The sequence below is a fragment of the Acuticoccus sediminis genome, from assembly GCF_003258595.1.
GTDB lineage: Bacteria > Pseudomonadota > Alphaproteobacteria > Rhizobiales > Amorphaceae > Acuticoccus > Acuticoccus sediminis.
The window spans coordinates 489,729-513,513 of sequence record NZ_QHHQ01000004.1; the positions used below are offsets into that span (position 1 = coordinate 489,729).

General features: G+C 70.1%; 17 protein-coding genes and 1 tRNA gene. 14 read left to right on the forward strand and 4 right to left on the reverse strand.

What is annotated here, in order from left to right; genetic code table 11:
- Positions 1-209 precede the first annotated feature (209 nt).
- The gene (pckA, locus tag DLJ53_RS20415; protein WP_111348646.1) at positions 210-1,796 is read left to right on the forward strand and encodes a phosphoenolpyruvate carboxykinase (ATP); all 1,587 of its coding nucleotides are present in this window, start codon (positions 210-212) and stop codon (positions 1,794-1,796) included.
- A 118-nt stretch (positions 1,797-1,914) separates the two neighbouring features.
- Here the strand turns inward: pckA and DLJ53_RS35290 are convergent, their stop codons facing one another.
- Both DLJ53_RS35290 and DLJ53_RS20425 read right to left on the reverse strand, forming a co-directional pair.
- Complete coding sequence (locus tag DLJ53_RS35290) at positions 1,915-3,603, reverse strand: methyl-accepting chemotaxis protein (RefSeq protein WP_162409421.1); 1,689 nt, start codon at positions 3,601-3,603, stop codon at positions 1,915-1,917.
- A gap of 334 nt (positions 3,604-3,937) precedes the next feature.
- Positions 3,938-4,011, reverse strand: a tRNA-Gln gene (locus DLJ53_RS20425).
- A gap of 396 nt (positions 4,012-4,407) precedes the next feature.
- On the opposite strand from DLJ53_RS20425, the gene DLJ53_RS20430 reads away from it, so the two are divergent.
- Positions 4,408-6,339: an alpha/beta hydrolase domain-containing protein gene (locus DLJ53_RS20430; protein ID WP_202913258.1), complete on the forward strand. Its 1,932-nt coding sequence runs from the start codon at positions 4,408-4,410 to the stop codon at positions 6,337-6,339.
- A 157-nt stretch (positions 6,340-6,496) separates the two neighbouring features.
- On the opposite strand, the gene DLJ53_RS20435 is transcribed toward DLJ53_RS20430, so the two are convergent.
- Complete coding sequence (locus DLJ53_RS20435) at positions 6,497-7,639, reverse strand: serine hydrolase domain-containing protein (RefSeq protein ID WP_111348650.1); 1,143 nt, start codon at positions 7,637-7,639, stop codon at positions 6,497-6,499.
- A 66-nt stretch (positions 7,640-7,705) separates the two neighbouring features.
- On the opposite strand from DLJ53_RS20435, the gene DLJ53_RS20440 reads away from it, so the two are divergent.
- The 12 genes from DLJ53_RS20440 (at position 7,706) to DLJ53_RS20495 (ending at position 23,266) form a co-directional block, all read left to right on the forward strand.
- A complete protein-coding gene (locus DLJ53_RS20440; protein WP_111348652.1) occupies positions 7,706-8,338 on the forward strand; it encodes a TetR/AcrR family transcriptional regulator in 633 nt (210 codons plus the stop codon).
- Positions 8,339-9,099: 761 nt separating this feature from the next.
- Positions 9,100-9,768 carry a class I SAM-dependent methyltransferase gene (locus DLJ53_RS20445; protein ID WP_111348654.1) on the forward strand — a complete coding sequence of 223 codons (669 nt, stop codon included), beginning with the start codon at positions 9,100-9,102 and terminating at the stop codon, positions 9,766-9,768.
- A complete protein-coding gene (locus DLJ53_RS20450; RefSeq protein WP_111348656.1) occupies positions 9,765-11,471 on the forward strand; it encodes a class I SAM-dependent methyltransferase in 1,707 nt (568 codons plus the stop codon). The genes DLJ53_RS20445 and DLJ53_RS20450 overlap by 4 nt, the downstream gene beginning before the upstream one ends.
- The gene (locus tag DLJ53_RS20455) at positions 11,468-13,237 is read left to right on the forward strand and encodes a fatty acyl-AMP ligase (RefSeq protein ID WP_111348658.1); all 1,770 of its coding nucleotides are present in this window, start codon (positions 11,468-11,470) and stop codon (positions 13,235-13,237) included. Before DLJ53_RS20450 ends, DLJ53_RS20455 begins: the two co-directional genes overlap by 4 nt.
- Position 13,238: 1 nt before the next feature.
- A complete protein-coding gene (locus DLJ53_RS20460; protein WP_211100631.1) occupies positions 13,239-13,910 on the forward strand; it encodes a class I SAM-dependent methyltransferase in 672 nt (223 codons plus the stop codon).
- Entirely contained in the window at positions 13,907-15,160 is a 1,254-nt protein-coding gene (locus tag DLJ53_RS20465; protein WP_111348661.1) for a polysaccharide pyruvyl transferase family protein, read from the forward strand. The genes DLJ53_RS20460 and DLJ53_RS20465 overlap by 4 nt, the downstream gene beginning before the upstream one ends.
- Positions 15,157-16,758: a tetratricopeptide repeat protein gene (locus tag DLJ53_RS20470; RefSeq protein ID WP_111348663.1), complete on the forward strand. Its 1,602-nt coding sequence runs from the start codon at positions 15,157-15,159 to the stop codon at positions 16,756-16,758. The genes DLJ53_RS20465 and DLJ53_RS20470 overlap by 4 nt, the downstream gene beginning before the upstream one ends.
- Positions 16,759-16,760: 2 nt before the next feature.
- A complete protein-coding gene (locus DLJ53_RS20475; RefSeq protein ID WP_111348665.1) occupies positions 16,761-17,048 on the forward strand; it encodes an acyl carrier protein in 288 nt (95 codons plus the stop codon).
- A gap of 14 nt (positions 17,049-17,062) precedes the next feature.
- Positions 17,063-17,923 carry a glycosyltransferase family 2 protein gene (locus DLJ53_RS20480; protein ID WP_111348666.1) on the forward strand — a complete coding sequence of 287 codons (861 nt, stop codon included), beginning with the start codon at positions 17,063-17,065 and terminating at the stop codon, positions 17,921-17,923.
- Complete coding sequence (locus tag DLJ53_RS20485) at positions 17,920-19,104, forward strand: cytochrome P450 (RefSeq protein ID WP_111348668.1); 1,185 nt, start codon at positions 17,920-17,922, stop codon at positions 19,102-19,104. Before DLJ53_RS20480 ends, DLJ53_RS20485 begins: the two co-directional genes overlap by 4 nt.
- Positions 19,101-20,426, forward strand: a complete 1,326-nt coding sequence (locus DLJ53_RS20490) for a BNR-4 repeat-containing protein (RefSeq protein ID WP_111348669.1) — start codon at positions 19,101-19,103, stop codon at positions 20,424-20,426. The genes DLJ53_RS20485 and DLJ53_RS20490 overlap by 4 nt, the downstream gene beginning before the upstream one ends.
- An 83-nt stretch (positions 20,427-20,509) precedes the next feature.
- Entirely contained in the window at positions 20,510-23,266 is a 2,757-nt protein-coding gene (locus tag DLJ53_RS20495; protein ID WP_146620044.1) for a glycosyltransferase, read from the forward strand.
- 68 nt (positions 23,267-23,334) lie between these two features.
- On the opposite strand, the gene DLJ53_RS20500 is transcribed toward DLJ53_RS20495, so the two are convergent.
- Positions 23,335-23,736 carry a hypothetical protein gene (locus DLJ53_RS20500; RefSeq protein WP_146620045.1) on the reverse strand — a complete coding sequence of 134 codons (402 nt, stop codon included), beginning with the start codon at positions 23,734-23,736 and terminating at the stop codon, positions 23,335-23,337.
- Between the last annotated feature and the right edge of the window lie 49 nt (positions 23,737-23,785).

Here is a 23,785-nt window from a genome sequence, read left to right on the forward strand (position 1 = left end):
CCGCCGCCGTTTTGGCGCCGGGTGGGACCCCTATGAGGAGGCGGCTTGCATGCGTTGCCATTCCGGGCGCTCGGCCTTCAAGGGAGCCCCTTCGGCCCCCGCCGATCGCTGCCCGGCATAATAGACCGACCGGGCATTAAACTTACTTGCAATAAATTCCCAAGCCGCCTACGTAATTATAAAATCAATTGGTTGGGAGGACCAGAGCGATGCGCGAAGATGGTGTACGGAATCCAAGCTGCGGATTAACAAATCTTGGGTTCCACTGCGCATCAGCACGCTATAATGCAAGCGAACCTGTGCTTCTCGAAGATTCGATTCGTCGTAATGAAGGCGTTCTCAGCCGCGACGGCGCCTTGATCGTCCGCACGGGGAAATTTACCGGACGCTCGCCGAAAGACAAGCACATCGTCCGCGAGCCCGGCAGCGAGGCCGACATCTGGTGGGACGGCAACCGGGAAATGTCCCCCGCCGCCTTCAATCGGCTCAAGGACGATATTTTTTCCTATCTTGCCGATAAGCATGTCGAGGTCCAGGACCTCGTCGGCGGCGCCGACCCCGCCTATTCGGTCAACGTCAGGCTCATCGCCGAGTACACGTGGCATGCGCTGTTCCTGCGCCACCTCCTGCGGCGCCCGGACCCCGCCACGCTCGCGACCTACGTTCCGGAATACACCATCGTCAACGCGCCCGGCTTCCGCGCCGACCCCGAGCGCCACGGCTGCCGCACCGACACGGTCGTCGCCATCGACTTCTCGCAGAAGCTGATCCTGATCGGCGGCACGCAGTACGCGGGCGAGAACAAGAAATCCGTCTTCACGATCCTCAACCACATCTACCCGGAGCGCGGCGTCATGCCGATGCACTGCTCCGCGAACCACGCGCACGGCGACCCGTCCGACGCCGCGATCTTCTTCGGCCTGTCCGGGACGGGCAAGACGACGCTGTCCTCCGATCCCGAGCGCATCCTGATCGGCGACGACGAGCACGGCTGGTCCGATCAGGGCGTCTTCAACTTCGAGGGCGGCTGCTACGCGAAGACGATCAACCTCTCGCAGAAGGCCGAGCCGGAGATCTGGCACGCCACCCACCACGCCGGCACGGTCCTCGAGAACGTCGGCTACGATCCGGTCGCACGCACGCTCGACCTCGCCGACGGCTCGCTGACCGAGAACACGCGCGCCGCCTACCCGCTGGACATCCTCAACAACGTGTCCCCGGAATCGCGGGGCGGAACGCCGCGCCACGTCTTCCTGCTCACCTGCGACGCCTACGGCGTGACGCCGCCCATCGGCCTCCTGACGCCGGAGCAGGCGCGCGCCCTCTTCCTCCTCGGCTTCACCTCCAAGGTGGCCGGCACCGAGCGCGGCGTGACCGAGCCCGAGCCCACCTTCTCCACCTGCTTCGGCGCTCCCTTCCTCACCCGCCGGCCGGAGGTCTACGCCGAACTGTTCGAGAAGCGGATCGCGAGCAGCGGGGCGCAGGTCTGGCTTCTCAACACGGGCTGGACCGGCGGTGGCACGGCGGACGGAAAGCGCATGCCGATCGCCGTCACCCGCGCGCTCCTCAATGCGGCGCTGGCCGGCAGGCTGGACACCCGGAAGGTCGGCGTCGACCCCGTCTGGGGCATGGCGGTGCCGTCGGGCGTGCCGGCAGAGGCGGAGGGCTACATGAACCCCCGCTCCACCTGGTCCGACCCGGCAGCCTTCGACCGGGCCGCGGCGGCGCTGCGCAAGATGCTGGACGAGCGGCTGGAAAAGCTGAGCCTCGCCAATCCCCCCTACGTGCCGGCGTAAGGCCGCCACGCGGGCCTCGCACGGTGTGTGAGGCCTGCCTGCCCGACCCGATCTCCGATCGATGACGAGACTCGGGTCGCGGCACTGACGCCCCCGCCCCGCCTCGGTGCGGTCCCGGCTATGCGGCGCACACCTCGTCGAGGAAGCCGTCGATACGATGGCGCATCGTGCCCGCCTGGGCCGAGAGGCTCTGCACCGACACCAGGAGCCGCTGGGCCGCCCGCTCGGTCTCCTCCGCGTCGGTGCTGACGCCGGAGATCTCCCGCGTCATCGCCCGCGAGCCGTGCTCCGCTTCCTGGATGTTGCGCGAGATCTCCATCGTCGCCGCCGACTGCTGACGCACCGCAGCGGCAATGGACGTCGCCGTCTCGTCGATCCGCGCGATGGTGCCGCGGATCACCTCGATGGCGCTCACCGCGTCGCCCGTCTCGGACTGGACCCGCTGGATCTGCTCGCTGATCTCGCCGGTGGCGCTGGAGGTCTGCGTCGCCAGCGACTTCACCTCGTGCGCGACCACCGCGAATCCCTTGCCGGCATCGCCCGCCCGCGCGGCCTCGATGGTAGCGTTGAGGGCGAGGAGATTGGTCTGCTCGGCGATGTTGCGGATCATGTCGACCACGCTGCCGATCTGCCGGGCGGCCTCGGCGAGCCCCTGAACCTGGCTGTTCGCCCGGCCCACCTCCTCCACCGCCGATCGGGCCATCCCGGTGGAGCTTGCCACCTGCGAGCCGATCTCCTCGGCGCTGCTGGAAAGCTCCTCCGTCGCCGCCGCCACGGTCTCGACGTTGGAGGCCGACTGCTCCGCGGTGGACGCGAACGTGCCGGTGCGTCCCCGGGTGCGCTCGGCGATCGCGACGAGATCCTTCGCGGTCGCCTCGAGGTCCGCGCTCGCGGAGATCACGGTGCGCACCACATCGCCGATATCCTCCCGGAAGCGGCCGGCGACGAGGGCGAGGCCCCGGCGCTTCTCCTCCTCGGCGCGCGCGGCGAGACCGTCGTTCTCCCGGCGCAGCCTGTCCGCCTCGATCCCGTTCCGGCGGAACACCTCCAGCGCGTGGGCCATGCGGCCGATCGCGTCGCCCCGCTCCATGAAGGGAACGGAGATCGAGAGGTCTCCCCCGGCGAGGCTCTCCATGGCGCCGGTCATGTTCAGCATCGCCGCCACGATGCTCCGGGTGATGGCGTAGAGCAGCGGCAGCAGGATCGCGACGGAGATCGCGAACGTGACGAGCACCGTGGTGACCGACGCGGCCGTCGTCTCCTCCATCTCCGCAAGGACGCCGGAAAGCGCCTGATTGCCGATGTCCCGCACCGCGCCGAGCGTCTCGGCGACGCGCTCGCCGCTGGAATCGATCACGTCGTCGAGGGCGGCGAACGCCTCCGGCCCCGCGCGGGTGGCGATCGCCTCCGCGAGGTCGTGCTGGATCGCCCGGGCGACGGCGTTGAAATCGTCGAGGAAGCCGTTCGCGAGGCGCGGGTCGCCGCCGAGGGCCGCGACCCGCGCGAGCGCGGGCGCGCCGGACCGGACGGTCGCGATCGCACCGGCGATCACCTCCCGGCGGGCCGGCTGGATGGCGCCCTCGTCCTTGTCGATGATGGAGTCCATCGCCGCGAGAATGAGCTCCGTGTTGGCGAGCTGCATGTCGGCGACGGTGTCGATGTCCCGCTGGAGTTCGCGGCCGGTGACGGTGACACCGGCGACGGAATTGGCCTGGACGACCTGGATGACGCAGAATGCGCCGAGGGCGACGACCGCGCAGGCCGCCATGACCAGCATGCGGGCGCGGATCGAAAGGCGATGGATCATCGGTGAACTCGGGTTGAGGCTCCGGACCCCATTGTGCCCCGCCGTCGCTGTCCCGGGGCTGCCCACCCGCAACGCGGCCGTCACGGGCTCCCAAGCCTCCGGTCCACCCCGGCGGTTCACCGATCTACGAGGTGCTCGGGAACCAACGCGCAATGCTGGCGGCATCTGCCCGGGCGTCGGCGCCGCGAGTCCGGCAGGCCGATGCTTCCGGCAGCTTGTCCCACTGGCGGTTCAGCGGCGACCACTGGCGCGGTCACAGACACGCGAAGCGCCCTTCGAGGCATGTCGGTCACGCCCTCACGAGGTGAGGTGTGTGCATTTCAGGAGATCGGAGTGGCTGGGGGACGTGGATTCGAACCACGACTAACGGAGTCAGAGTCCGCTGTTCTACCGTTAAACTATCCCCCAAAGAAACCCGCAGGAGACCTCGGGTCTTGGGGCCATGACCTGCACAGCCGCTGGGAGCGGCGCAGATCCGGCGTCGGTCCGCACGATCTAGCGAGGGGGAACTGCGGCGTCAAGTGCGCTCGCGAATTCGTTGCCTGATATGCCCTGGCCGCGGGACAGGCGCCCCCGCCTCGGGCGCCCCGGCATCCGTCGGGCGTCAACCCCCGAACGCCATGGACCGGACACCGCGCCCGGCGCCGCGCGCCGACGGCTCCATCGCCGGCGTTCCGCCGCGGCCGGTCGCAACGTCCGGTGACGCCGGCCTTGAAGTTGCCGCGGTCCGAAGCGCACAATCATCATAACAAATGGCACGGCGGCGCCCGGGTGGGCGACCGGCGGCCGATCATGGAGGAAACGATGGTGAAGATCGCAAAGCGGCCGCTGATGGCCGCCGCGGCGGTGGCGCTCGCGTCGGCGGCGCTCCCACAGGCCGCCAGCGCCCGCGTCGTCCGCTTCGACGTCAACTCGACGACCCCCCTTTACGACGGCAAGACCTTCGGCGACGCCGGCGCCTACGAGCGCATCGACGCCACGGCCACCTTCGCGGTGGATCCGAAGTCCGACCGGCTCGCCGGGATCGACGGGCTCGCCGAAGCGCCGGTCAACGCCGACGGCGAGGTCGAGTTCTCGACCGACGTGGTGATCCTGCGCCCGACCGGCACCGCCTCCGGCACGCTGTTCTACGAGGTCCCCAACCGCGGGCGGAACCTGTCGTTCCTTCTCCTCAACCTCTCGGGCGGCAGCTCCAGCTTCTCGGTCGACGACCCGGGCGACGGGTTCCTCATGAACCAGGGCCATACGCTGGTCTGGAGCGGCTGGCAGAGTGACCTCGGGGACAACCTCCTCAAGGTGCACCTGCCGGAACTGGAGGGCGTGACGGGCCTCACCCGCGAGGAGATGGTGTTCGACAACGCCGACGAGGTCTCCACCGCGAAGGTCACGTACCCGCCCGTCAGCGTGGACGAGGACGTGACGATCACGATGCGCGCCCGTACCGGCGACGCGCGCGAGACGCCGGAGGGCCTGTCCGCCCGCTTCGTCGATCCGGCGACCGTCGAGGTGACGCGACCGAAGGACGCCGACGGAGGCGCCATCTACGAGGTCGTCTACGAGGCCAAGGGCGCGATGCCGTCGGGCCTCGGCTTCGTGGCGACCAGCGACGTCATCTCCTTCCTGCGCGGCAACGAAGGACACGACACGACGAGCCCGCTGGAGGGCATCGAGCACACCGTCGGCATGGGCATCTCGCAGTCCGGCCGCTTCATGCGCGACCTCATCTACAACGGCTTCAACGCGGACGAGAGCGGCGCCAAGGTGTTCGACGGCGCGATGGCCCACATCGCCGGCTCGCGCAAGACGTTCACCAACGGCCGCTTCGCGCAGGCCGGCCGCTACTCCCGCCAGCACGAGGACCACGACTTCCCGGGCGACCAGTTCCCCTTCACCTATGTCGACATGACGGATCCGGTGAGCGGAGAGAGCGGCAGCATCCTCGCCGCCTGCGACGAGACCGGCACCTGCCCCCTCCTGATGCACAGCGACACGTCGACCGAGTTCTGGCAGGCCCGCGCCTCGCTGGTCTCGACCGCGCCGGACGGAACGGCGCTCGAGATGCCGGACAACGTGCGGCTCTACTTCCTCGCCGGCGCGCCGCACTTCAACGCCTGGGGCGCGAGCTCGAAGGAGACGGCGTCCTGCGTGTTCCCGACCAATCCGCTGAGCAGCGCCCCGACGATGCGCGCCCTGACGACCGCGATGATGGACTGGGTCGCCGACGGCACCGCGCCGCCCGCCAGCGTCTACCCGGGCCTCGCCGGAGACGACGTCCTCGTCGAGCCGGCGACGCTGACGCTGCCCGATCTCGAGGGGCTGACGCTCTCCCCGCCCGTCAACGGCCTCAACGTGCGCGACCATGCCAGCGTGCCGCCGAAGGAAGGTGACGCCTACACCGTGCTCGTCCCGAAGACGGACGCGGACGGCATTGCCATGGGCGGCATCCGCGAGCCCTACGTCGCCGCACCGCTCGGCAGCTACCTCGGCTGGAACCTGCGCGCCGAGGGCTTCGCCGCGGGCGAGCTGTGCAGCACCACCGGGAGTCTCGTGCCCTTCGCGGCGGGCGATGCGTCGGCTGATGGGCGCAAGGCCCTGAAGGACCGCTACAACGGCCCCGAGGGATACCAGGCGGCGGTCCAGCGCGCGGCCGAGGACCTCGCCGCCGGCGGACTGATGCTGGAGGCCGACATCGAGCGCATCGTCGCCGACGCCCCGGCCTATCCCTCCGCGCAGTAGGACCCACCCGTCACGGCAGGGCCCTTCCCCTTGCCGTGACGCCCGCGCCGCCGCGGATCGCCCTGGCGCGACGGGTCGGCGCCCGATCCCGGTGTGACGTTCCGGCTGGCCCGGCCGCGCCCCGCGCGACCGTCGCCTCTCCGGGAGGCGGCGCGCCTCAGCCGTATACGGCGTTGCGGATCTCGAGCGGGAACGCGCCGGCCATTCCCTCGAACGTCGTGTTGGTCAGGGTGACGACCGAGAGGCCGTTGGCCGGATCGACGAACCATTTGTGCCCGTACGCCCCGCCCCACTGGAGCGTTCCGGCGGCCTGCGGCGTCCCGGCCGGCGCCGGGTCCGCCAGTACGGCCCAGCCGTAGCCGAACCCCCAGCCCGGTCCCTGCGTCTCGGCCCCGGCGCCGACGTGGTCGAGCGCCATCGTCGCGACGGTGTCCGGCTTCAGGATCGGTGCGCCGCCGGTGCGGATCACCTCGAGGAAGCGCAGGACGTCGCCCGCCGTCCCCGCCATTCCGGCCCCGCCCGAGGGGTAGGAACCCGGGTCGAGGATGCGCGACGGAGCGAACGTCGCGGCGGCGTCGTAGACCGGAACGGACATGCCGTCCGTCAGCGGGACCGGCTCCGGTTTCCCGTCGGCATAGGGCATGGCGAGGCGGGCCGGATCGCGCACCGCGAAGCCGGTGTCGTCCATCCCGAGCGGCCCGGTGACGCGGTCGCGCACGATGTCGGCGAGGCCACGCCCCTCCACCTTTTCCAGGATGCCGCCGAGAACGTCGATCCCGAGGGAGTACAGCCAGCCCGTCCCGGGCGCGAAGGCGAGCGGCGCCGCCGCGAGCCGGTCGAGATTTTCGGCGAGAGAGAGCCCCGGCTGATCGAGCCCGTCCGACACGTTCAGCCGGTGATAGGGCCCGTCCGCCGCCTCAAGGAAGCCGTAACCAAGGCCGGAGGTGTGGGTCATCAGCTGATGGACCGTGATCTCCGGGCGTGCCCCGTCCGGCGCCGCGGGACGGAAGGCGGGAAACCAGCGCGTCACCGGGGAATGGAGGTCGAGCCGCCCCTCCTCCACGAGCCGCATAGCGGCGGCCGTCACGTAGGGCTTGGTGATCGAGGCGAGGCGGAAGATCGCATCCTCGCGCATCGCCGTCCCGGCCTCGCGGTCCAGATGGCCAGCGGCGGTCCGGGCGATGAGCTCGCCGTTCCGGGCCACGAGCACCACCGCGCCGACGATCCGCTTCTCGTCCAGCGCCCTCGCGATCACGGCGTCGATGCGGCCGGACGCCTCGGCGAATTCGGGGAGACCCATGTGCGATGACCCTATATAATCACAATGACCGTTCCTGAATAATCCGTATCGCGGGACATTTCCAGAGTGACCGTTGTGAAAAATGAGAAGCCCGCCGCGCGCCCTCGCGGTCGCCCCCGGGCGTTCGACCGCGACGAGGCGCTGGCGAAGGCGGCGGAGACGTTCTGGGCGCTCGGCTACGAAGGGGCGTCGATCGCCGACCTCACGACGGCGATGGGCATCACGCCGCAGAGCCTCTACGCGGCCTTCTTCTCCAAGGCCGACCTCTATCGCGAGGCGCTTGGCTGGTATCAGGCCAACATCGGCGCCGCCGCCGGCTGCGCGCTGGACGAGGAGCCCGACGCCGTGGCCGCGCTGTCGCGCGTCCTTCGCGACAGCGCGGCCGAGTTCGCGCGGCCGGGCCGCCCCCGCGGCTGCATGGTGTCTACCGCCGTGCTCACCTGCGCCGTCGAGAACGCGAGCGTCGCACACCACGTCAGCGACCTGCGCGGCATGACCCTCGACGCCATCAGGACCCGGATCGAACGCGGTCTCGAGGAGGGGCAGCTCCGGGCCGACGTCGACCCGGCCCCCCTCGCCCGCTTCGTCGGCGCGATGATCCAGGGGATGTCCGTCCAGGCCCGGGACGGCGCGGGCGAGGACGCCCTGCTGGCGCTCGCCGCCCACGCGATCGCCCACCTCGAGAGCCTCCGCCCCTGACGGTCCCTGCGGGTCGCCCGTGTGCCTGCCCGGAGCACTCGCCACGGCCAATTCGTCGGCCCGCATGATCTGGGGAGATCACGGCCCGTCGCGTCTGCGTTCCGGGCGCTCGGCAGACCGGATTGTGGCAACGGAGATGATTCCCGGAACACCACGGGTCCGGGTCGAAGCCCCGCCGGAATGCCAGACGCTCCCTTCGCGAGGTTTTCCACCGACAGCGTCGCCCGGCGACGGGTCAACCCACCCGGCCCGCCGCCGGCGTCGACGGCAACCACAAATTTCAGCCACTTAGGAGACCACGCAGGGTCCTCGACATCGGTTCGTCGCCCCGCCCGCGCGCCCGATATAGTCCGAACTAATGCGATCGGCGCGGTCGAGCCGTCCTGGTTCTCCATCCCAGTATTGAAATATTCTGCACCTATGGTTTCATCCCGGTGCAACCATGTCGCACGACCCGCCTGGCTCACAGTCGCGATTATGCGCCGGCCCGCAGGTCACCAAGGGCGTCAGAACTATGAAAAAATTGCACAATCCCGACAATGGTGGACACAATGGCGCCAACCCTTATGGTTGCTTGTCGCGGTGCCGAAGCTTTTTCTACCGTGCCCCGACGATTAACGAATAAGTCAATTCCATGGCTCACGTATCCCAACGCCCATGCGTGGGACGCCATGACCGGGAGCGTATGAACACCTTGAATCAATCGGTTGGCAGACCCCGGTCCCTGGGGACGGGGGCGCATTGCCTGGATTCCGGTTCCGATGCTTGAGCGGCGGGACGACCCTAGGTTCGCGGCGATCTCGACGCCGAGCGAACACGCCCTGCGCCTGCTCGACCAGGTCCTGGCCGACAATCCCGAGCCCCGGATCGCCGAGGTCGGCATCGGAATCGGCGCCACCACGATCGAGTTCTGCCGCCGGCTCGACGGGCACGGCGAGATATCGCTGTACGATTTCGCCGAGAAGCTCGACGACCTCTCCAAGGACCTGACGGCCGAGGGCATCACCAATTTCCAGACCTATGGAAATACCCGGCGCACGTTCGACAGCTACTGCTGGGCGCTCGCCAAGGTGGTGCAGGACATGCGCCGCGCCAAGGAGGACGGGATCTACGATTTCATCTATCTCGACGGCTGCCACATGTTCCACCACGACGCGCCGGCGACGCTGTTGTGCAAGGAACTCGTCAAACCCGGCGGGATCCTGCTGATGGACGACTACGACTGGTCGATCGCGGTGTCGCCGACGATGCGCCCGTCCGTCATGCCGGACATCACCAAGCACTACACCGACGACCAGATCGAGACGGCGCACGTCGCCCTCATCTGCGACCTCTTCCTCGATTCGGACCCCGAATTCGAGATCCTCGACATCGGCTACCGGGGGCGCGAGCATCGCCGCGCCTATCGTCGAACACCCGCGCCGGCATGAGCGCGGGCCTGCCCGATCCGCTGCTCGTCGACGGGGCCGGCGCGCTGGCCCGGGCGCTCGAGTCGGCGGCGCCCGGCGCCACGATCCTCCTGCCGCCGGACGTCATCGACATCGATGCGTCGCTGACGATCCGCGTGCCCCTGGCTCTCGCCGCGGCGGCCGGCACGCGGCCCCTGCTGCGGTTCGTGTCGGCGGACGCGCGGCTGGTCGTCGGTCCCGGCGCCGGCGGTGGCAGCGTGTCCGGCATCGATTTCACCGGCACGCGGCACCGGCACGCTCCGCTCGTGGAGCTTGCCGGCGTCGACGGCTTCACCCTCGCCGATGTCGGCATCGGACGCTGTGAGGGGTCCGCCTTCCAGGCGCGCGACTGTGCGCGCCTGCGGATGGAGCGGACCTTCATCTCCGATGTCGGCCTCGGCGGCGGTGAGATCGTCGACTGCGACGACGTCGCCCTCGATCTCACCATGACCATGATCGGCCGCCGCGCGCGCTCTGCCGGGCTCGTCCTCTCCGCGAGCTCGGGCACGGTCTCGCTCGCAGCGCGGGACGTGTCGGGCAATGCCGTCACGGTGCGCCGGCCGCCACGGCCCGAGACCGGCCCCACCGCGCCGCTCGACCTCCGCCTCAACGCCGTCGAATGCCACCGCGCCCTCGCCGTGGTCGGCGATGCCGACGACCCGGTCGACGCCTTGACCGCCGACGTCTTCGCCGAAGACATGGAGGACTGGGCCGTCCTCCTCAGCAACTGTGCAGGGCTGAACGTCAGGATGCAGACCCGGCGCGCCGAGCCGCTCCGGCTCGACGGAAAGGCCGGTGCGCAACGCTGCACGATCGAACTGGCGAGCGATCGGCCCGACCGCGTCACCGTCGCCGGAAAGAGCGCCCGCAACACGGTCACGCCCCTCGCCGCACGGCCCTGGCCTCCCCGCCCGGACGCGCCGGCAAGTGCCGCGTTCGAGCCGAGGTTCCCTGCCCGCACCGTCGAGGACACGTGCGCCGTGTGCGGCTGGCAAGGGCGCTTCCGGCGCACGCACGAGGGTATCCGCGAGACCTTCGCCTGCTCGCGATGCCGCGCGTCGCTGCGCTACCGGGCCCAGGCGCAGGCGCTCCTCTCCGTCGTCGGCAACACTCGCCACCCGACGCTCGAGGCCCTGTCGGACGCCGGCGGACTGGACGCGCTGTCGATCTTCGAGCCGGGACAGGCCGGCCCGTTCCGCCCCTATCTCGCGAACGCCGCGGTCTACAGGGCGTCGGTGTACGCCCCGGGCCGCCGGAGCGGCGAGCTGGTCGACGGGGTCGAGTGCCAGGACATCACCGCGACCAGCTTCGAGGACAAGACATTCGACCTCGTCGTCACATCCGACATCATGGAGCACGTGCGCCGGCCGGAAGAGGCGTGGCGCGAGATCCATCGCATCCTCAAGCCGGGTGGTCACCACGTCTTCTCGATTCCGCTGACCGCGGAGATGCCGCCCCGCTCGGTCTCGCGCGTCGACACCAGCGGCGAGGAGGACCGCCTGCTGATGCCCGCGGTCTATCACGGGGATGGGGCGGCCGGCCTGTCGCTCGTCTACACGGACTTCGGCGCCGACCTCCTGGACACGCTCGCATCGCTCGGACTGCCGACGGCGGCGCTCCCCTACCGGTCGAGCGACCCGCTGTGCGCCAGCGTCCTCACCTTCGTGTCGCAGCGCCTCCCATGAGCCTCCTCGCAGCGCCCCCGTCCGCATCCAGCCCGAGAGACCTCGTGGCGACGCTGATGCGCCACGCCGGGACGCACGGCGACCGGCTCGCCCTGCGGTTCCTGCGCCGGGGCGAACACGTCGAGGAGGAAGTCACCTACGCCGAGCTCGACCGGTCCGTCCGCATCGTCGCCGCCAACCTCCGCGCCGCCGGGCTGGCGCGGCGTCCCGTCCTGATCGCCCTGCCGCAGGGGCTCGACTTCGTCCGCTGCTTCCTCGGCTGCCTCTATGCCGGCGCCATCGCCGTCCCCACGACGGCGCTCGGCGACCCGCGCGGAGCCGAGCGACTGGCGCGCATCATCGAGCACGCGCAGCCCGCGGCCCTCGTGGCCCCGCAGGAGCGGCGCGAGCTCGTCCCATGGGCGGATCTCTGCCAGCGGGCGCCGGGGCTTCGGTTCCTCGCCGCGCACGACCTCCTGTCGGGCACGCCGTCGGCGGACCTTCCGGCGCGGGCGCCGGAGGAGATCGCCTTCCTGCAGTACACGTCCGGCGCGACGAGCGCGCCGAAGGGCGTTGCCGTGACCTGCGGCAACATCTCCGCCAACCTCGCCATGATCGAGGCCGCGTTCGGGCAGGACGCGACGAACAGTTCGGTCAGCTGGCTGCCGCTGCACCACGACATGGGCCTGATCGGCTGCGTGCTGGAGCCACTGATCCTCGGCGCGTCGACGACGCTGATGTCCCCCCTCGCCTTCCTGCAGCGGCCGATCCGGTGGCTGCGGGCGATGGACCGGTTCGAGGCGACGACGGCCGGCGCGCCGAACTTCGCCTACGACCTGTGCGTCCGCGCGGTCGATGCCGAGACGGCCCGGACCCTCGACCTGTCGCGCTGGAGCCTCGCGTTCTGCGGCTCCGAGCCGATCCGCGCCGCGACCTTGACGCGCTTCGCCGGTCATTTCGCGGCGGCGCGGTTCCCGGCGACGTCCTTCTACCCGTGCTACGGCCTCGCCGAGGCGACGCTGTTCGTCACCGGGAACGAAGCCGGACGAGGCGTCGAGACGGTCGACCTGCCCCGCGAGAGCGGCGGCGCGGTGGCCGCGGTCTCGTGCGGATTTCCGCGCCGCGGCACCAGCGTCGCGGTCCTCGACCCGGAGCGCGACGCCCTCACAGCGCCCGGATCGGTCGGCGAGATCGCGGTGGCCGGTGACGCCGTCAGCCCCGGATTCTGGCACCCCGGCGGCGACGTGCGGCCGGACCCTGATCGTGCCGCCACCGTCGACGGGAAGCGCTACCTGCGCACCGGCGATCTCGGAGTGCTGCGGGACGGGGCGCTGTTCGTCGTCGGCCGGCGCAAGAACATGATCATCGTGCGCGGCACGAACATCTACGCCGAGGACATCGAGCAGACGGTGATGGCCCACCCCGCCGCCGCGCCCTTCGGGGCGATCGCGGCTCTCGGCGTGCTGGATCAACCCGACGCGGCGGACCCCGAGGGCGTGCGCATCGTCTGCGAGCTCTCGCGCGCCGCAGGGCTCCCCGACACCGAAACGTTGCCCACCCTCGGACGCGCGGTCGCCGAGGCCCACGGGGTGCTGCCGGTCGAACTCGTCATCGTCCCGAACGGCGCGATCGAGCGGACGGTCAGCGGCAAGCTGAGGCGGGACGCGACACGCTCGCGCCTCGACGACGGCGCGCTGCCCGTCCTGCAACGCCACGAGCCCCGCGCGGGCAACCCCTCATCGAACCCATCCGTGACCGAAGTTGCCCATGCCCACAGCATCTCCTGATATGGCTCTGTCGCTCGAAAGCAGAGGGGTGCCCTTCGCGTGCCCCTCGCCGCAGTCGCTGCACGGCAAGTCCCTGTTCCAGCTGTCCTACCGGCTGCGCGTCTTCGACCTCATCCTGACCGAGCTGGGCGACCCGGCCGGGCGGCGTTACGTCGACCTCGGGGCCGGGCCGCTGATGTTCGCGCAGCGCGCGCGCAACTACGGCTTCGACGTCACCGCCGTCGACGCGCGGCCGCCCTGGACCGGCGCCGACCCGGAGGGCGTCAAGCACGTTCTGGCCGACATCCGCGAGTTCCCGCTCGACGGGTTCGACGTCATCGGCATCGTCGGCCTGCTCTACCATCTCCGCCTCGACGAGCAGATCGACCTGCTGCGCCGCTGCGAAGGCCGGCCGACGATCATCGACACCGAGGTCTGGTGCCCCGATCTCGTCAAGTCGCTGGGCCTCGAGTCCCCGCGCGTCCGGTCCGTCGACAGCGAGTCCGGGTACTCCGGCGCGATGCTGCAGGAGACGGGCAACCTGTGGTCCTCGTACGGAAATCCGGAGTCCTTCTGGCTGGACGAGCCGAGCCTCCTGCGCCTCGCCTCCGCCTGCGGCTGGCAGACCGCGATCACCATGGAGCCGCCGTACTTCTCCCAGTTCGGCAGACGGCGCTGGTATCTCCTGAAATGAGCGCGCCGGACCCCGGCGCATCCGGCCGCCGCGCCCTCCTCTTCGGGACGTTCGATGTCGCCAACTACGGCGACCTCCTGTTCCCCATCGTCGCCGCGCATCGGCTGCGGCCGCTCGGATGGGAAGTCGTCCCGGTCGCGCCGACGATGCGGCAGACGGGTCTCGAGGATGCCCTCCAGCCGCACGCGCTCGGCAGGCTGCCGGGCGGGATCGCCGGCGATGCCGTCCTGATCGGCGGCGGGGAGATCGTCCACGCCTGGCCGGCGGCGTTCCTGGAGGAGTACCGCGTCGGCGACCTGCCGGCGTGGGCCTACCCGTCGCTCTGGCTCGGCGCGTCGCTCGTCGGCGCATTGAACGATCTGCCCATCGTCTGGAATGCCCCCGGCGTACCCTCGCCTTTTCCGGAACCCCTTCGCCACACGGCCGTGGAATCCGCGCTCGCCGCCGCCGACTACGTCGCGGTGCGGGACGATGCCAGCATGCGCTTCCTCGGGACCGGGCACAGCGCGAACGTGACCGTGGTCCCGGACACCGTCCTCGATCTGGCGTGCGTCTGGCCGCTTGAGACGCTGGCCCCCGCCTACACCGCGCTGGCAGCGCGCAAGGGGATCCCCGCCGACGCGGCGCTCCTCGCCGTCCACGTGCGCACCGCCGGCCTCGGATCGCTGGCGATGGAGGACCTCGCGGCGTCGATCGACGCCTTCGCCTCGGCGCGCGGGCTGACGCCGCTGCTGGTCGCCATCGGACCCTGCCTCCACGACGCCGAGGCGGCGCGGAGCCTCAGCTCGGCGCTGACGCTGCCGCACATCTGCCTCGACGATCCCCGCAGCCTGCGCGAGATCGCCTCCGCGATCGCCTTTTCGCGCGGCTACGTCGGCAACTCGATGCATGGGTACGTGACCGCGCTCGGGTACGGCAAGCCGGGGGTGATCGTCGCGAGACCCGCCTTCCGCAAGTTCTCCGGCATCGCCGACCATGTCGGGCGCGCGCAGGACGTGGTGCGCGAGTGGCAGGACGGACTGGCCCGGCTCGCCGACACGCTGGGCGACACGGTCGCCGTGCCCCCGTCCGTCTTCGACGCGCTCGACCGCCACTGGAGCGCCGTTGCGGCGGCGATCGCCGACCGGGACGCGGGCCGCGATCGCCGGGCCGCCTTCCTGCGGCGCTACGTGTCGAGCACGCTCGGAACGGCCGGCATGGGCTGGCTCCTTCAGCCTGTCACCGGCAGAGCCGTGGTGCGAGCGGCATGACCGTGACCCAACCTTCCACCGCCGAGCGGGTCGCCGCGGTGCGGCAGACGCTGTCGGCGGGCAGCCTCGACGAGGCCGTGACGGACGCGCGCGCCCTCCTCGAGGCTCATCCCAGCGATCTGCGCTGCCGCCTCCTATGGGCCGAGCTTCTTGCCGCGCAAGACAAGCGCGCGGAGGTCGTCGACTACGCCAGCTCGCTCCTGAAGCAGTGGCCCGACAACCCCTGGGTCCTCTCCCGTCTCGTCAGCGCGTACGTCGCCAACGGCGACGCCGATGCCGCCCTCTCGCTCTACCGGGACAAGGTGGAGCCGAGCGCGCTCCCGGAGGCGGACAAGACGCGGATCGCGCGCAACCTCGCCGCCGCGAACCGGAGCCATCCGCAGGCGCTCGTCATTCTGGAGCAGCGCCTGTCCGCCGCTCCGGACGATCCCGCGCTAGCGCGCGATTCCGCCAGCGCGCTGTTCGCCCTCGGCCGCCTCGACGAGGCGGTCGACCGGTTCGAGCGCGCGGCGCGGCTGGCGCCGCTGCCGGCGTGGGCCGCCTTCCTCCACGTCACGTCGCTCGTCCAGCGGCGACGCCTGGCGGGGACGGTCCCGGTGGTGGATGCCGCGATCCTCGATTGCCTCGGCGACGCGTTGAAGCGCTTCCCCGACGACGCGCTCTTCGTGCGCGCCTTCAACGGGCTGCCGATCGCCTCGCCGGACTGGCACCGGCTCTATCGCCTCATCCGCAGCCACGTCAGCCCGGCGCGGACGAACGGGCTGCTGCAGTTCGAGACGGCGAAGGCGTGCCTGCAGGCCGGCGAACCGGAGACCACCCGGGCGATCCTTCAAGGTCTCGACCCGGCCTCGCACTGGGGCACCGTCGCGAAACCTCTCCTGAGCGTCCTCGACACGCTGCCGGATACGGTCTGGCAGCGGGCGCGGTTCGACGACGACCCCGCGGCGGAGGTCCAGATCGTCCGCCGGGAGGGCGCGCGGCGGACCATCGTCGTGTTCGCGACGCTCACCGGCAACTTCATGATGCTGCCGCTCGCGTGCCTCGACGCGCTGCTGGCCGACGTTCCGGCGAACGTCGTCTACCTGCGCGACACGGTGTTCGGATCGGCCATCTCGGGCCTGCGCTCGCTCGGCCCGGACATCAGTTCGACCGTCTCCCACCTTCGGCGGCTGATCGCCGACCTCGGCGCGCCGGAGCTGACGATGGTCGGCGCCTCGGTCAGCGGCCTCTCGGCGATCCGTTACGGCGCCCGGCTCGGGGCCGATCGCGCCACCTGCTTCGGCGCCCTCACCACCGTCGACCCGGAGTTCCAGGGCACGCCGAGCCGGCTCCAGCGGACGCTCCGTGTGATGCAGCAGGACTCCGCCGCGACCGAGCGGTTCGACGACGTCGTGACCGAACTCGCCCAGGCCCCCGGCATGGGGGTCGAGATGTTCGTCGGCGACGCCTGCGAACTTGATCTCAAGCAAGCCGCGCGCCTCGAAACAATTCCACAAATCCACATCCACCACGAAGCGGATGTGGCCCATCACTACGTGGCCCTCGCGATGATCGCCCGCCATCGCTTCGTCGAAGCGATCACCGGACAGGCCAACTGACCATGGAGGCTCCCATAGAAACGAACGATACGAAGACGGTGCCGGCGCGGGCGGAGGTCTCCGAATGGATGATCGCCTACGTCGTGTCCGCGCTCGGCATCCAGCGGGACGATTTCTCGCCGGAGGCCCGCTTCGATTCCTACGGCCTGGATTCGGCGGAACTCGTCATCATGACCGGCATCATGGAGGAGCAGTTCAACATCGAGATCGATCCCGAGCTGCTGTTCGAGACGCCGACGGTGACGGGCGTGCTCGACAACCTGGTCGCCGCCGGCACGGTCCGGCCGTAGGAGGCGCGGCCGGGATGGAGCCCGAGATCAGCCTGGTGCTCGTCAGCTACGACATGACGGCACAGCTTCGACGCACCCTCATGTCGCTCGCACCGGCATACCAGCTCGGCTGTCCGCCGGGACGGTGCGAGGTGATCGTGGTCGACAACGGCTCGCCCGTTCCGCCCACGCCCGAGGAGCTTGCGACACCGGGCCTCGACGTGACGCTGCACGCCTGGCGCGACGCGCCGCCATCGCCGGTGCCGGCTCTCAACTTCGGCATCGCGCAGGCTCGTGCGCCCGTCGTCGCGGTATGGATCGACGCCGCCCGGCTGGCCTCGCCGGGCCTCGTCGATGCGTACCTGCGCGCCTCTGCGCTCCACCCGCGTCCGGTGATCGCGAGCTACAACTACCATCTCGGCAGCAAGCCGCAGTACCACAGCGTGCGCGAGGGCTACGACGAGACGGCCGAAGCGGCCCTCCTCGCCTCGATCGACTGGCCGAGCGACGGCTACCGGCTGTTCGAGGTCTCGGTCCTCGAGGTCGGCCAGACGTGGCCCGGTCCGATGCTGGAGAGCAACGCGCTCTGCATGCCGCGCGCGCTCTGGGACGAGATCGGCGGCTACGAGAAGCGCTTCAGCGGCCCCGGCGGCGGAGCGGCCAATCCGGACGTCTTCCACCGCGCCTGCTCGCTGCCGGACACCCAGCTCATCAAGATCGCCAACGAGGGGACGATCCACCAGGTCCACGGCGGGATCGCGACCAACGCGACGGACCACAAGATCTTCCGCAAGCTGGCGATAGAGTACATGAAGATCCGCAAGCAGCCGCTGGCCCCCGTGCGCACGCCCGGGTGGCTCTACGACGCGCGGACCGGCGCGGTGATGCAGCCGTGAGTGCCCTTGCGACCGTCGACCCCGCAGCGTTCGGGCTGGGCGACATCGCCGAATGCGGTCCGCCCGCGCCCACGCACCACCCGCGCATCTGGCGGATCACGCGGCACGCCGACTGCGTCGCGGCGCTCCGCAACCGCGCGGTCCAGACGATCGACGTCACCGAGGAACTCCGGCTGCTGCAGCGCGCGCGATCGGTGACCCTCCCCGGTCTCGCGGCCTTCATGAGCGGTGTCCTCGTCGCCCGCCGCGACCCTTTCCATCGGTCGGGGCGGGAGTTCCTGCGTTCGGTCCAGTCCGGCCCCACCCCGCCCGGAACAGTCCGGACTCACCTGCAGACGATGCTTGGCGCCGCGCCGCAAGGGGAGCCGATCGACCTCGTTCCGGTCATGAACCGGCTGCCCCTCGTGGTTCTCTCCGGCTTTATCGGACTCGATCCCGGGACGCTGGACCGGCTGGACCACCTGCTCCGACAGGCCATGGTCGACTGGGCGATGGGACCGCACCGGATGTCCCTGGCCCGCATGGAAGAGTCATGCTCACAGGCCATGGCGATCATCGCCGGCGAGTTCGCAGCGGCCCGAGCCAGCGGCGAGGGCCGGCTCTACGAAACGCTGGTCGCCGGGTGCCGGACGCATGGGTTCGACGACGAGGTGATCAGCGGTCTCCTCTTCTTCCTGATCGTCGCGAGCATCGAGACCACGGCAGGGTTCCTCGCCAATCTGGCGATCCTCCTCCAGAGGCTTCCCGAATTCTCCGACGCGGCCCGCCGGCCCGGCAAGGCGCAGCGGGAGACCGTGGAGGAAGCCCTTCGCTTCATCGGCCCGGTGCGGCGCCTCGGCCGGCGGACCGCGCTCGAGCCCATCGAGATCGGCGGCCAGGTGATCCCGGCCGGGAGTTCGCTCCATATCGACATCGAGGCCGCCCATCGCGACCCGCTCGCCTACCCCGACCCCTGGTCGTTCGATCCGTCCCGCAACAGCCCGACCTCCCTCGCCTTCAGTGCCGGCGCGCACGCCTGTCTCGGCGGCAGGATCTCCCGGCAGATGGCCGGCGAGGTTCTCGACGTCCTCGCCGGCTACGACATCTCCCCGGCCGAGGACGGCCCGCCGGACTGGACCGCCCACCCCGGCTTCCGCATCCCGCACACGCTCATGAGCGTCATCCGGGCGCGCGACGCATGAGCGAGCGGTATGTCCCGCCCGCCTTCGAATGCCCGCTCGGCCCGGCCTGGGCGGGGTCGAGCGTCAACGCCTCGGCCTTCCGCTGCGAGGGACTGCTCACCGTCGGCAACAAGCAGGTCGGCGCGTTCTACGATCCGGACGGCGACGTCGTCGTCTTCCGCCGCGACCTCGCGACCGGCGAGATCGCGCGGACGCGGCTCCCGTGCGGCGGTCCAGGCGATCTGCCCTGGGACGCCCACCGCTCGATCAGCCTCGGCGTCGACGGACAGGGCGCCATCCACCTCGCCTACGGCGCGCACGCCAGCGTGGTGAAGCTCCTGAAGGGCGAACCGCAGCTCGCCCTCTCGGGCTTCACTGCGACACGGCCCGGACTGGAGCGGATCACGCATTCGGTGACATACCCGTCGTTCGTCCGCCTCGGCGATCCGGCGCGGCTCGCACTCGTCTACCGCGAGGGTGTTCCCGATGGCGGAGCCCTGCGCGTGCGGCACTACGACGAGGCCGAGGGCAGATGGGTCGACCCCCGGGAACCGCTCGTCGACGGCCGCGGCCACCGGAACAGCTCGGGGCCCTACTTCAACCGGCCCGTCGCGCTGGACGACGGCACCGTGTGCGCCTTCCTGGTGTGGCGCCTCCGCCTCCCCGACTCCGCCGGCGACGCCGTGGTGAACGTGGGGCTCGACCTCGCCGCCTTCCGGGGCGAGACGCTGGAGCGCGTGGAAACGCTGTCGGGCTTCGCGCTGCCGCGCCCCGCCGGGCCGCTCCACACGGAGCGGGTCGCCGCGGTGCCGTTCGCGAGCGAACTGATGAATCAGGCCGGCGCCGCCGTCGACCCCGACGGCTGGCCCGCCGCGGTGACCTGGTGGCGCCATACCGCCGTGGGCGTCCCCCAGATCCGGCTGATCTATCGCAGGAACGGTGCCTGGCAGATCTCGAACGTCAGTGCCTTCACCACCGACTTCACCCTGTCGGGGACCGGCACCCTCCCCCTGCCGCACAGCCGTCCCGCCCTCCTATTCGCTCCCGACGGCCGAGCGCTCGTCGTCTTCCGGAGCGCCGAGTACGGGGGACGCCTCGTGGCCGTCGTACTCGAACCGGACGACCGCTCGTTCTACGTCGCACGCGAGACCGCAGTATTATGCAGCTTCGACCTCGGCTATTATGAGCCGGTTATTGACAACCATGCATGGCACTCGAGAGGCCAACTCTCGATGTTTGTTCAGTCATGTGCCCAGAGAGTGGGCGACGACCCCGGCCCGGACCTCCGCTCGGCGGAGTGTTCCGTCATCGAATGGGACCGGCGTGCCCTTCTGGATGGCTGATTGTGCACAACACATACGCGTACGGCGTCTGGCTGCCGATGAAAGCAATTTCGATTCGGGTCGCCCCATAAAAAGGACGAACTATGGCGATCGGTAATATTGATCACATCAGTGACGGCAGGATCCACGGCTGGTTGTTTGCCGAAGACGCGCTGACACGGCCCTATATTACAGTCAACGGTCAGCCCGCGCGTATCGAGGCCGTCAACGTCCCCCGCACTGATGTGGAGCGGGCGCTGGGCGTCGAGGGCGCCTACGGCTTCTTTGCCGAGATGCCCGGCTCCTGTCACGGCACCGCATCGATCGAGCTCTACGCCGTCGACGTCGACCGTGTCCGCTTCGTCAAGGCGCGCCAGATGGACGTCTGCCACAACGACGGCTTCTCGCCGCTCGACCTCGAAGCGGCGCTGGCGACCGCCCGCGAGCCGGGAAGCGTCGCCATCGTGGTGTGGGACGCGGCGCACAACCCCGCCGGCCGGGCGAAGGTCCTCTACGACATCGTCGCCTCGCGCCGGCCGGCCGTGCTGTTCGGGTTCTGCCACGACGAGTTCGGGACCGGGCTCTGGGAACCGCTTCAGTCGAGCGCGATCAAGACGTGCCTCATCCGCCCCGAATCGTTCGAGCGGTTCAAGGGCGAGGCACGGGCCATCGGGCTGTCGTTCGATACGGTCTGGATGTGCAAGCCGCGCCTGCCGACCTTCGCGCTGACCGAAGTCCTGTCCCATCCGCGAACGGCGCTGATCCTCGACATCGACGACAACGAGGAAGCCTTCTCGCGGGGAAGCGGCTCGTGGGGCCGCTGGTACGGCGAGACGAGCATCAACAAGGCGGCCCTCTACCGCGACCGGATCTCCATTCGCTCCGTCGCCAGCGTCTCGCTTCAGGAGCGGTTCGGCGGCGAGATCGTCCGCCATGCCCGCAGCCGGCTCGACGGGCCCGAGGCGGGCGGCCCGGCCGCCGCGCGACCGGCACCGGGGAGCGCCGAACGCCAGGGCGAGGCGCTGCGGGTGGTGTTCATCGGCACGGTGCGCCCGCACAAGGGCCTGCTCGAGGCGGCGCGGGCGATCCGGATGATCGCGTTCCAGCGCAAGGTGCCGGTCACGCTGACGGTCGGGGGCACGTTCTCGCCGCCGGGCCTCGAGGACGAACTCGTCGGGGCCGGCGTCGAGACCATCGGCATGGTGCCGTCGGCCGACCTGACCCGCACGCTCGCCCAATACGACGTGGTCCTGACCGGCTACCCCGGGAGCGCCGGCTCGCAGGACATCAACACCTACCAGATCTCCTCAAAGATCGGCGACGCGCTGCAGGTCGGCCTCCCCGTCCTCGTCCCGCGCTCGCCCGCGACGCTCGATCTCGAGGGCATCCCCGGCGTCCACCTCTTCGAGGTCGATTCGTTCGAGACGGTCCTCGTCGAGCTCGCGAAGAACCCCCGTCCCGCTCCGGACCTGCCGGACAGCTTCTCCCTGCCCGCTGCCTACCGGACGTTCGTCAGGCTCGAGCAGGAGGCCCGCGCGCTCGCCTCGAAGAACCGTCTCCGCCCGTCGCCCCCGTCCGACGGACGGCGCAACATCGTCCTGCTCTGGAAGCAGCACGACAGCGGCCTCTACGGCCGGCGCGTCGACCAGATCGCCCGGGTTCTCGCCGAGCGGGTGAAGGACGCGTGCGTGAGGGTCGTGGAGTTTGGTGAGCCGAGGGCGCTCGCGGTGCAGAACACGGCGGCGATGTCCACCTCGGCGGAGGCGCTCTGCGTCGGCGACACCCGGCGCAAGCTCTCGGGCATCGTGCAGAACGGCGTCCACTATCACTCGATCATCGCCGAGGACCGGCATGGCGAGGACGCGTCCGGACCCGCGTTCGGGTTCGCCGAAGCGTTCGACGCGTTTCTTCACAGCCACCAGATCTGCGCCGCGAACTCGATCGTCATAGCCTTCCCGCTCCACTATCTCGGCGCCGTCGTCGACGACCTGCTGCCGATCTTCCGGCGCTTCCAGACCATCGTCGACGTCGTGGACAATCAGCTGAGCTGGAGCGCCCGCACGCTCTGGCCGGAGCGGATCGCCCGTTACCGCACGTTGTGCGACCTCGCCCACAGCGTCATCTTCAACTCCATCAACAACCAGGAGAGCATGCTGAAGTCCTCGATCGTGGAGGAGTCGAAGCTGCGCCTCATTCCCAACTGGTACCTGCCGCCGAAGACGCGCGCGCCGCTCGACGAACTGTGGTGCTCGCGCGCGTCGGACGAGATCCACGTCCTCTATTCGGGCGACCTCAACAACCGCATCGACTGGGACCTCCTCGATGCCGTGGCCGCGCAGATCGGCTCTCGCGGCGGGATGCTGCACATCGTCGGCGCCAGCGAGCGGGTGTCGAAGGACCTCGAGCACCTGCTGCGCCGCCCCCACTGCATCTACCACGGGCCGATGCGCGAGGAGGCGGTGCTCGCCATCGCGGAGATGTGCCGGTTCGCGGTCGTGCCCCACATCCTCAACGACCTGTCCGCGCTGATGAATCCGCTCAAGATCAGGATGTACGCCGCCGTCGGCCTCCCGCACGTCGTGACCGACGTCCCGGGCCTCGATCGCGGCTCGGACCTCACGATCGTCGCGCAGGACCACGACCAGTTCCTCGCCCACGTCCGCGAGCTTCTCTCAAGGAACGACGACCCGCATCGGCGGATCCCGCCGGCCCCGGCCTTCCCTCCGGAGGCGGCGGCGTATTGCGCGGTCGTCGAGGCGGTCTTCGAGACCGTCAGGCAGCGCTACGAGCTCCGTCCCCCCAGGCTGCCGCAGATGGAACCGGTCGAGCTGTTTTCCGTGATCGAGGAACCGGTCGCCTGACGGGCGCGCCGCGGCCGCGTCGGTCGGGGGGCATCCCGCATACCCGATCGACGGCGCAAGACCGCCCGCTAGATTCGGCGGGCCGCGCCTGCGCGTGTTGCGCGGACGCGGTCCAGGAGGTTTTCGTCGAACACCGGGTCGGCCTCGACCGGCGCATGTTGCGCCAGCGCAATCGCCGCTGCCTGGACGCAATGGGTACGGTAGTAGGCTGCCGTAAGGGCGGTCAGGACGCGGGCGAAGGGCTCCGGCGCCTCCCGCGCGAGCTCGGCCGTCCGTTCGATGCGCGTCTCGGCCGGCGCGTCGGCGACGCGCCGCGCCGCGGCAGCGAGCCACCGGCCGTCCTCCTCGCTCAGCGGGAGAACTGGGCCCTCGCGGAGCGCGACCGACGCCGGTGGAAAATGCTTGTCGCCGGGGAGCAGAATGTCGAACAAGGCTGCCGAGGCAGCCCATAGTGGATGGGGAATCGCCATCCACGCCTCCTTTGTCTAACAGTCAGACACATCCTACCGTCCCGCAATC

Excerpts from the sequence above, each read along its gene's own strand:
- pckA (WP_111348646.1), top strand. The coding sequence starts at position 210 with ATGCGCGAAGATGGTGTACGGAATCCAAGCTGCGGATTAACAAATCTT.
- DLJ53_RS35290 (WP_162409421.1), bottom strand. The coding sequence starts at position 3,603 with ATGATCCATCGCCTTTCGATCCGCGCCCGCATGCTGGTCATGGCGGCC.
- DLJ53_RS20430 (WP_202913258.1), top strand. The coding sequence starts at position 4,408 with ATGGTGAAGATCGCAAAGCGGCCGCTGATGGCCGCCGCGGCGGTGGCG.
- DLJ53_RS20435 (WP_111348650.1), bottom strand. The coding sequence starts at position 7,639 with ATGGGTCTCCCCGAATTCGCCGAGGCGTCCGGCCGCATCGACGCCGTG.
- DLJ53_RS20445 (WP_111348654.1), top strand. The coding sequence starts at position 9,100 with ATGCTTGAGCGGCGGGACGACCCTAGGTTCGCGGCGATCTCGACGCCG.
- DLJ53_RS20450 (WP_111348656.1), top strand. The coding sequence starts at position 9,765 with ATGAGCGCGGGCCTGCCCGATCCGCTGCTCGTCGACGGGGCCGGCGCG.
- DLJ53_RS20455 (WP_111348658.1), top strand. The coding sequence starts at position 11,468 with ATGAGCCTCCTCGCAGCGCCCCCGTCCGCATCCAGCCCGAGAGACCTC.
- DLJ53_RS20460 (WP_211100631.1), top strand. The coding sequence starts at position 13,239 with ATGGCTCTGTCGCTCGAAAGCAGAGGGGTGCCCTTCGCGTGCCCCTCG.
- DLJ53_RS20465 (WP_111348661.1), top strand. The coding sequence starts at position 13,907 with ATGAGCGCGCCGGACCCCGGCGCATCCGGCCGCCGCGCCCTCCTCTTC.
- DLJ53_RS20470 (WP_111348663.1), top strand. The coding sequence starts at position 15,157 with ATGACCGTGACCCAACCTTCCACCGCCGAGCGGGTCGCCGCGGTGCGG.
- DLJ53_RS20475 (WP_111348665.1), top strand. The coding sequence starts at position 16,761 with ATGGAGGCTCCCATAGAAACGAACGATACGAAGACGGTGCCGGCGCGG.
- DLJ53_RS20480 (WP_111348666.1), top strand. The coding sequence starts at position 17,063 with ATGGAGCCCGAGATCAGCCTGGTGCTCGTCAGCTACGACATGACGGCA.
- DLJ53_RS20490 (WP_111348669.1), top strand. The coding sequence starts at position 19,101 with ATGAGCGAGCGGTATGTCCCGCCCGCCTTCGAATGCCCGCTCGGCCCG.
- DLJ53_RS20495 (WP_146620044.1), top strand. The coding sequence starts at position 20,510 with ATGGCGATCGGTAATATTGATCACATCAGTGACGGCAGGATCCACGGC.
- DLJ53_RS20500 (WP_146620045.1), bottom strand. The coding sequence starts at position 23,736 with ATGGCGATTCCCCATCCACTATGGGCTGCCTCGGCAGCCTTGTTCGAC.